Annotated in this window: 7 protein-coding genes; 6 read left to right on the top strand and 1 reads right to left on the bottom strand. The window is 38.5% G+C overall.

Features of this window, described 5'->3' with window-relative positions:
* Both ACOX6R_RS06125 and ACOX6R_RS06120 read left to right on the top strand, forming a co-directional pair.
* Window positions 1-410 (top strand): GAF domain-containing protein (locus ACOX6R_RS06125; RefSeq protein ID WP_433448338.1); only part of this gene is annotated, 410 nt, incomplete at its 5' end.
* 223 nt (window positions 411-633) lie between these two features.
* Window positions 634-1650, top strand: coding sequence for a lysylphosphatidylglycerol synthase transmembrane domain-containing protein (locus tag ACOX6R_RS06120; protein ID WP_433448336.1), 1017 nt, complete (start codon window positions 634-636; stop codon window positions 1648-1650).
* Between the two features lie 1895 nt (window positions 1651-3545).
* Here ACOX6R_RS06120 and ACOX6R_RS06115 read toward each other — a convergent pair.
* Window positions 3546-4901, bottom strand: a complete 1356-nt coding sequence (locus tag ACOX6R_RS06115; RefSeq protein WP_433448334.1) for a D-alanyl-D-alanine carboxypeptidase family protein — start codon at window positions 4899-4901, stop codon at window positions 3546-3548.
* A gap of 112 nt (window positions 4902-5013) precedes the next feature.
* On the opposite strand from ACOX6R_RS06115, the gene folE reads away from it, so the two are divergent.
* From folE to ACOX6R_RS06095, 4 genes are read left to right on the top strand one after another with little or no spacing between them, the layout of a single operon-like run.
* Window positions 5014-5568 carry a GTP cyclohydrolase I FolE gene (gene folE / locus ACOX6R_RS06110; RefSeq protein ID WP_433448332.1) on the top strand — a complete coding sequence of 185 codons (555 nt, stop codon included), beginning with the start codon at window positions 5014-5016 and terminating at the stop codon, window positions 5566-5568.
* Window positions 5568-6047, top strand: coding sequence for an HD domain-containing protein (locus ACOX6R_RS06105; protein ID WP_433448330.1), 480 nt, complete (start codon window positions 5568-5570; stop codon window positions 6045-6047). The genes folE and ACOX6R_RS06105 overlap by 1 nt, the downstream gene beginning before the upstream one ends.
* Before the next feature lie 8 nt (window positions 6048-6055).
* Entirely contained in the window at window positions 6056-6871 is an 816-nt protein-coding gene (folK, locus tag ACOX6R_RS06100; RefSeq protein ID WP_433448328.1) for a 2-amino-4-hydroxy-6-hydroxymethyldihydropteridine diphosphokinase, read from the top strand.
* Window positions 6861-7424, top strand: coding sequence for a glycoside hydrolase family 73 protein (locus tag ACOX6R_RS06095; RefSeq protein ID WP_433448326.1), 564 nt, complete (start codon window positions 6861-6863; stop codon window positions 7422-7424). Before folK ends, ACOX6R_RS06095 begins: the two co-directional genes overlap by 11 nt.
* The last annotated feature ends 1496 nt before the right edge of the window (window positions 7425-8920 follow it).

Raw genomic sequence — 8920 nt, 5'->3', positions numbered from 1 at the left:
TTAAAGACGAGAGTGACTCCCTTGCACTAATGTCAAATATTTCTGCAATAATAATGGCACTTGTAAAAGATTTAAACTGGGCAGGATTTTACCTTGTAAGAGGTGATGAGCTAGTTCTTGGACCATTCCAAGGTCTTCCAGCATGCACAAGACTTTCCTATAATGAAGGAGTATGTGCAAAAGCATGGAGAGAAAAAAGTCCAGTTAGAGTGGAAGATGTGCATGCCTTTGACGGCCACGTTGCCTGCGACAGTGCGTCCAATTCTGAACTTGTAATTCCACTTATAAAAAATGGAGAAGTCTATGGAGTTCTTGACCTCGATTCACCAAAACTTTCCAGATTTAGTGAAGAAGATGAGAAGAACTTTGTAGAAATTGTAGAAATCTTTAAGGATATTTTGAAAATTTGATTTAAGATAAGCCGTAACTATTAATTTAGGGGATAACTTCACACTTTAAATAATTATCAAATAAAATATTATTAATTAGCATTTATTTGGATATACATTATATATATCTATATAAATGCTTTTATTTTCGTAATTATTTTTAGTTAATGAGGTGATATTTTAAAAATTTTTTAGGTATCTTGTGCTTTGTGCCAATAGGTGTTGTTAAAGGGGATGCATTTAAATGAAGAAACAAAAAGATCACAAAATTTGGATTAAACTCTTAATACTCTTGGTACTGTCCTTTGGAATGATTTTTATAATATATAAAAAGACTGACTCCAAAAATTTAAAGCAAGAATTTCTTTCCATGAACAAGATTTATATACTATATGCTATGATTTTCTTTATTTTGTATAGGCTCATGGAAGCAATTTCGCTACATAAATTATTTAGGGACATGGGAGAGAGCGTTAAGTTTAGACATTGCGCAAATTATGCAATTTTAGGTTATTTTTTTAGCCAGATTACACCGACATCAGGTGGAGGACAGCCAGCTCAGCTTTATTTTATGCTAAGAGACGGCATTAAGGCGGATAAGGCGCTTTCTGCGCTTGTGCCTTTTAACATAATGTTTCACGTGGCACTATTATTTGTAGGCGTCGTATCACTTTTTGGAGAACTTCGAAGTTTAGTGTTTAACGGCAGACTACTTCCACTATATATCTTGGGGATTCTCGGACAGTTTGTAATGATAGGATTTCCTCTTTTGGCATTTAAAAAGAGCGAGCTCTTGAGCAGGGGAATAAATTTTATACTTAGTAAAATTAAAAATGTAAAATTCCTAAATAGATTTTATAAAGAGCCCGAATACATCAGAGAGCATGTGGAAGGAATAAAGAAAAATGTCGGCGCAGTTGTTAAAAACAAAAGGACATTTGCGACAATTTTTGTATTTCAAGTGCTAATGTTATTTTTCTACTACAGCGTGGCTTACTTTACATACAGGGCCATGGGATTTTCTGATTATGGACTAATTAGCATAGTTATGTTTCAGTGTCTACTTATTTTCTCAACAGAATATATCCCGACACCGGGCAATGCTGGAGTCGCTGAGATAACAATGTTTGGAATATATCAAAAACTCGTGCCAAAAGAGAAGGCAGTAACATGGATGATGACAAATAGGCTTTTGATGCTATACATTGCCATTGCAATTACACTGATAATTCTCTACAGAAGAAGCCTTGTGAGAAGTTAGTTAAAAATTAATAAAAGCTTAAGTGCCCCTTAATTAGATTAAGGGGTTTTGTGTTGGAGGTTTTATTTTTGATAGTTTAAAGATTTATACTTAAAAACTTTTCGGATTGTAAGTATATGGTTCTGCACTTTGTGGGAAAAAAACCTGATTATTATGATTAGAAAACCTCTCACCCGTCACTTAGAGCGAGAACTAATCATCTTAACAAAATAACATCAAGGAGTAATAAAACCCATCGGCAAATAGCCTAAACACCTGTCGTTACCTCTTACTCGTCATCCCGAGCGACAGTCGAGGGATCTGCAAAGCATTCGAGCGAGAACTTATCGTCTTAATAGAAATAGCGTGAAGGAGAATCTCTCTGAAACACTTTCTCAATAAAACGAGAACACATCGCCATCATGACCCTACAGATCCTTCGACGCGGAAAATAAATTTTCCTTGCTCAGGATGACGCCCTTACACCCCGTCATCTTGAGCGAGAGCTTTGCTCGAGTCGAAAGATCTGTACCTTCAGGAGAAACAGCCTAATCGTCTTAATGAAAACCCCCATCTGTCATCCCGAGCGCAGTCGAGGGATCTGCAAAGTAATCTAGTGAGAACTTATCGTCTTAATGAAAAAACGTGAAGGAGAATCACTCCAAAGCTCTGTCTCAATAAAACGACAACACATCGCTCCCTTTCATCTACAGATCCTTCGACTACGCCTCATGCTACGCATTCGTCTTCGCTCAGGATGACGCCCCCACACCCCGTCATCTTGAGCGAGCGTGAAACGCGAGTCGAAAGATCTGCAAAGCACTCGAGCGAGAACTTATCGTTTTAAATAAATAGCGCGAAGGAGAATCACCCCAAATCTCTTTCTCATTAAGACGAGCACACATCGCCACCATGACCCTACAGATCCTTCGACTCCGTCGTCGCGAAGCTCCTCCTCCGCTCAGGATGACACCCCTACACTCCGTCATCTTGAGCGAGAGCTTTGCTCGAGTCGAAAGATCTGTACCTTCAGGAGAAACAGCCTAATCGTCTTAATGAAAACCCCCATCTGTCATCCCGAGCGCAGTCGAGGGTTCTGCAAAGTAATCTAGCGAGAACTTATTGTCTTAATGAAAAAACGTGAAGGAGAATCACTCCAAAGCTCTGTCTCAATAAAACGACAACACATCGCAACCTCAACCCTACAGATCCTTCGACTACGCCTCATGCTACGCATTCGTCTTCGCTCAGGATGACCTTGGATTGGGTGTTCTCCATATAAAGCGGATAAATCATAGGCACAGAAACGACCTATTTGGATCACGGTGTCCACACTACGTCATCCCGAGCGTTAGTCGAGGGATCTGCAAAGTATTCGAGCGAGAACTAATCGTTTTAATGAAAAAACACGAAGGAGAATCACCCCAAATCTCTTTCTCAATAAAACGACCACACATCGCTCCCTTTACCCTACAGATCCTTCGACGCGGAAAATAAATTTTCCTTGCTCAGGATGACGTTGGAGGGGGTGTTCTTCCTCGTATGTCGTAACGAAATTGTATACACTCGCTGTTGCCTTCTGCCCGTCATCCCGAGCGTTAGTCGAGGGATCTGCAAAGTAGTCGAGCGAGAACTTATTGTTTTAAAGAAATAGCGTAACGGAGGATTACTCCAAGACATTTTCTCATTAAGACGACCACACATCGTTCCCTTTACCCTACAGATCCTTCGACGCGGAAAATAAATTTTCTTGCTCAGGATGACGTATTATGAGGTGTTGTTTACAAAAACAAAACAAGCATAAATAAAAAAGACGAGGTTTTTACGCCTCGCCCTTTTGTGTAGAGATTACTATCATATTCTATACTATTTTTTATGACAGTTCAAAGTTATGTTTGTTCTTTTTAAGATACATTCTATGCGGCTTTGTCCTTTTCTTCTGCTTTTTCTATGTTTACGAATATTTCTTCGAAGGCACGTTTAAATCTATTTATTATGCCCTGTTCATAGACTTTATCTTTTACTATTAAGTCTGAGTCAAATATTAGATCAGACCCGCGGAAGTACTGAATGTGTCCAACTTTTTCTCCTGCTTCTATTGGTGCCACGAGATTTGGTTTTATTTCTACTACGCTCTTTAGTTCTTCGTCGTTTTTTAATACTTTGTATCCCACTTTTCTTTGGAACACGGGTATGTTTTTATCCTGTGCGTTTTCTACTTCAATTGTTTTTACTTCTTTATCTAGACTTCCGATTTTTACATTGTCATAGTCTTCGAATGCGTCTGTCATTAGTCTTTTGCAAGATACAAATCTTTGCCAATCTCCCATGGAGCCTGTCGTTATTCCAATAAGCCTCATGTCCTTTGATTTTCCCTTTGTACCCTTTTCAAGTCCTGTAAGTATTACGCATCTTCCGGCTGCATTTGTGTAGCCCGTCTTTAGTCCGTCGATTTCTGGCACTATTCCCAAGATTGGGTTGGTGTTATATTCGATAAAGTTTCTTGATTCTTCTTTTATCGATGCCATAGTTGTGTATTTTAAGATTTCGGGATGTTGTTTTAGTATTTCGCTTGCAAGTGTAAACATCTCGCGCGTCGTCATCTTGTTGTAGTCTTCGATGGAATAGTCTGTTAGACCTGTTGGGTTTACCATGTGAGCATTTTTAAGTCCAAGGTCCTTGCACTTTTTGTTCATCATCACTACAAAGGCGTCTGTTGAACCTGCAATGTGCTCTCCAAGGGCTGTTATTGCGTCGTTTCCAGATACTACAAGTGATGCTGTTATAAGGCTATTTACACTGAGCGTATCGCCCTCTTTTAGTTTATAGCTTGAGCCTGTTAGGCTTGATGCTTCTTTATCTATTGTGACTTCGTCATCAAGCGAAAGCTTTCCTTCTTTTATTTGGTCGAGCACTACAAATATGGATACGAGCTTTGATGTTGATGCCATTGCGCGAACTTCGTCAATGTTATATGCTTCCAAGACTTCGCCTGTTTCGGCGTCGCCCAATAAGTAAGATTTTGTCAAACTTTCAAGAGGCATTTCTTCGTATTTTTTTATAAGGTCATATTCAATTTGGTTTGCTTTTTGAATTCCGTCTTTTGTCGGAACTAATATATCTTTGTCCCTTATTGTTTTTGGGTCAATTTCTTCTGCTACTTCTGCGTTATTATTATCATTATTAGTAACATTATTTTCCGCAGCAAAAACTGGTACGATATTAAAAAGAATAAGTAAAGACAAAATTAGTGATGTGACTTTTCTTTTCATTTTACACCTCGCAAAATATTGTAACAAATATCTTAAAAATTGTAAATTGTAGGTTCTAATGCTATAATTGTGGTATAAATTTTGTAAAGTATAGATATTTTAAGGAGAAAAAATGGATCAAGAAAAAATAAAAAAAGCTGCCGAGCTTATTATAGAAGCAATCGGTGAAGATAAAAATAGAGAAGGCCTATTGGAAACACCAGATAGAATTGCAAGAATGTATGCAGAAATTTTCTCTGGTATTGGCAAGACTGCTAAGGAGCATCTATCCAAAACTTTTGAAGTAGTAGACGACAACATGGTTGTAGTTAAGGACATTCCTTTCTACTCAATGTGCGAACACCACTTCTTGCCATTCTTTGGAAAGGCTCACATTGCATATCTTCCAGATAAGAGAGTTGCAGGACTTTCTAAACTTGCAAGAACAGTAGAAACTTACGCAAAAAGACCTCAACTTCAAGAAAGACTAAACCTTCAAGTTGCAGAGGCAATGATGGAATATTTAGAACCACAGGGAGTTTTATTAGTAATTGAAGCTGAGCATATGTGCATGAACATGAGAGGAGTTAAAAAACCTGGCTCAAAGACTGTCACATCTGTTGCTCGCGGTGTGTTACAAACAGACAAGGAACTTAGAGACGAAGCTTACAGGTTAATAGAATTCTAGTGAAAAATACAGATATTATTTTAAAAAGCCCAAAATATAATAAATATTTAGACGAGCTTCATTATTTAGAGAGAAACAGATTTTTCTGCAGACACAATTATGAACACTTTGTGTCTGTAGCAAGAATCTGTTATATTTTAAAGCTCGAAGAAGATGTAGATGTAGAAAAGGACATGGTCTATTCAACAGCACTCCTCCACGACCTTGGAAGAGTTGTTGAGATAAAAGAAGGAATAAATCACGCAAAAGCATCAGTTGATATAGCAAGAGAAATATTAGAAGATACTGAATTTTCTGAAGATGAAAAGGAAAGGATACTTAACTGTATATCATCTCACAGAGGCAAAAATTTAGACAAAGATAAGTTCTTCGATATATTCTATAGAGCAGACAAGTTCTCGAGAGACTGCTTTAGATGCCCAGCCTACAAAGAGTGCAACTGGAGTTTTGAAAAGAAAAATCACACTATAATTTACTGAGGTGGATAATGGATAAAATAAAAATAAAAGATCTAGAAATATATGCCAATCACGGTCTGTTTAAAGAAGAAAAAGTACTTGGCCAAAAATTTTTAGTAACTGTCGAGGCAGGCCTTTCCTTTAGAGACGCGGCAATATATAAAAACCTAGACAAATCAATAGATTACGGCAAACTATCTCACGAAATTTATGAATTCTTTAAAGAAGAAGAAGATCTTCTCGAAACTCTTGCCTATAAACTGACAAAGTTCATCTTTGACAAATATGAAATAGTAGAAAGTTTAGATGTAGAAATCAAAAAACCTTGGGCGCCAATAAATCTTCCACTCGACACAGCATCAGTAAGGTGCATCAAAAAAAGAAGAGATTACTACATTGGAATTGGCACAAATATGGGAGATAGACTCTCCTACATCGATAGAGCCATAAAAGAGATGGAAGAAGAAGGACTAAAAATACTGGACAAAGCAGAAATAATCGAGACAAAAGCGTGGGGCAAAACTGATCAGGCTGACTTTTTAAACACAGTAGTAAAAGTAAGAAGTTTTGAAGACCCAATAGATTTACTTCACATACTTCAAAAAATAGAAATTGACCTAGATAGAGTCCGTCACGAAAAGTGGGGACCTCGCACAATAGACCTCGACATATTATTAATAGATAGAGAAATAATTTATACAGACGAATTAATAGTTCCTCATCCATACCTTCATGAGCGTGAATTTGTACTGGAGTCACTTAACGAACTAATACCAAATTATTTCCATCCAATATTAAATAGAAAAATTTCAGAACTTTATGCGGAAGTTCAAAATGAAGCTTAGAAGGATAATTTCGGGCTGTCTTACAATAATATTTTTAATGGCTGTAATCTTGGCACTTTTAATTGTCGTAATAAACATATTTTTCGACAAAAATAATACAGGTAAAGATTATAGAGAGGCCTACCTAGAAGAGACAGTGCCCCTTGCACAAAAGACTGCCAAAAAATATGGCCTCTTTCCATCAGTAATGATTGCGCAGTCCATACTCGAAAGCAACTGGGGAAGATCGGAATTATCGCGCGAATACAACAATTACTTTGGAGTAAAAGAAGTATCAAAGAAGGGCAGAGTTACCTTTGAAACAGAAGAATACGTAGACGGAGAAAGTGGCAGGTACTTAGAGAACTTTAAAAAATATAGCTCCAAAAAAGAATCCTTCGTCCATTACGCAAAACTACTTAGCGAGGCAAAGAGGTATGAAAAAGTAAAAACTGCTCGCGACTTTAGAGAAGCCGCAAGATACATTAACGAAGCGGGATATGCCACAGACCCAAACTATGCCGATAAAATAATATCAATAGTAGAAAAATATAACTTAGGACAATACGACTAACTCATGGCGACATGAGTTTTTTTGTATTTTAGAAGTACTTAAGAATTAACAGATTGATTTGCACTTACAGCAAAAGACTGTGGGCTGGCGTTATGAGTTAAAAACTATATTTTACTAAAAGTTTTTAAATAAAACTTCTAACTTAACAATATTATCAAATGAAGAACACCCCTGAGGGCGTCATCCTGAGCAAGGAAAATTTATTTTCCGCGTCGAAGGATCTGTAGGGTCATGGTGGCGATGTGTTGTCGTTTTATTGAGAAGACGTCTTAGAGTGCTTCTCCTTCGCGTTTTTTCATTAAAACGATTAGTTCTCGCTCGATGACTTTGCAGATCCCTCGACTAACGCTCGGGATGACGGAGTGTGGACGCCGTCACTCAAATAGACCACTACTGTGCCTATAGTTATTTTCTTTATATGGAGAACGCCCCATCCAACGTCATCCTGAGCGGAAAAAATTCGAAAGAATTTTTGTAGTCGAAGGATCTGTAGATGGTAGGGAACGATGTGTGCTCGTTTTATTGAGAAAGTGTTTCGAAGTGATTCTCCCTTACGCTATTTCTTTAAAACGATTAGGTCTCGCTCGAATACTTTGCAGATTCTTCGACTTCAGAAAATTCATGCGAATTTTCTTTCGCTCAGAATGACGGGTGAGAGGTTTTTTCATCAAGAGGACAGGCTGTTTCTCCACAAGGTACAGATCATTCGACTCGCGTTTCACGCTCGCTCAAGATGACGGGGTGTAGGGGCGTCACTCAAATACGTCGTTTCTGTGCCTATGATTTATCCTCTTTATACGGAGAACATCTCATCCAACGTCATCCTGAGCAAGGAAAATTTATTTTCCGCGTCGAAGGATCTGTAGGGTAATGGTGGCGATGTGTTGTCGTCTTAACCAAACTGTGTTTCGAAGTGATTCTCCCTTACGCTATTTCTTTAAAACGATTAGTTCTCGCTCGAATACTTTGCAGATCCCTCGACTAACGCTCGGGATGACAGATGGGGGTTTTCATTAAGACGATTAGGCTGTTTCTCCACAAAGTACAGATCTTTCGACTCGCGTTTCACGCTCGCTCAAGATGACGGGGTGTGGGGGCATCATCCTGAGCGAAGGAGGAGCTTTGCGACGACGGAGCCGAAGGATCTGTAGGGTTATGGTGACGATGTGTTGTCGTTTTAATGAGACAGAGTTTTGGAGTGATTCTCCTTCACGTTTTTTCATTAAGACGATTAGGCTGTTTCTGCGAAAGGTGCAGATTTTTCGACTCGCGTTTCACGCTCGCTCAAGATGACGTGGTGTAGGAGCGTCATCCTGAGCGGAGACGAATGCGTAGCATGAGGCGTAGCCGAAGGATCTGTAGGGTCATGGTGGTGATGTGTTCTCGTTTTATTGAGAAAGAGATTTTGGAGTGATTCTCCTATACGCTATTTCTTTAAAACGATTAGTTCTCGCAAGACGACTTTGCAGATCCCTCGACTAACGCTCGGGATGACG

Origin of the sequence: Peptoniphilus sp., from assembly GCF_050943655.1 — a bacterium.
Lineage (GTDB): Bacteria > Bacillota > Clostridia > Tissierellales > Peptoniphilaceae > Peptoniphilus_A.
This window is presented reverse-complemented; position numbering and strand designations above follow the sequence as displayed.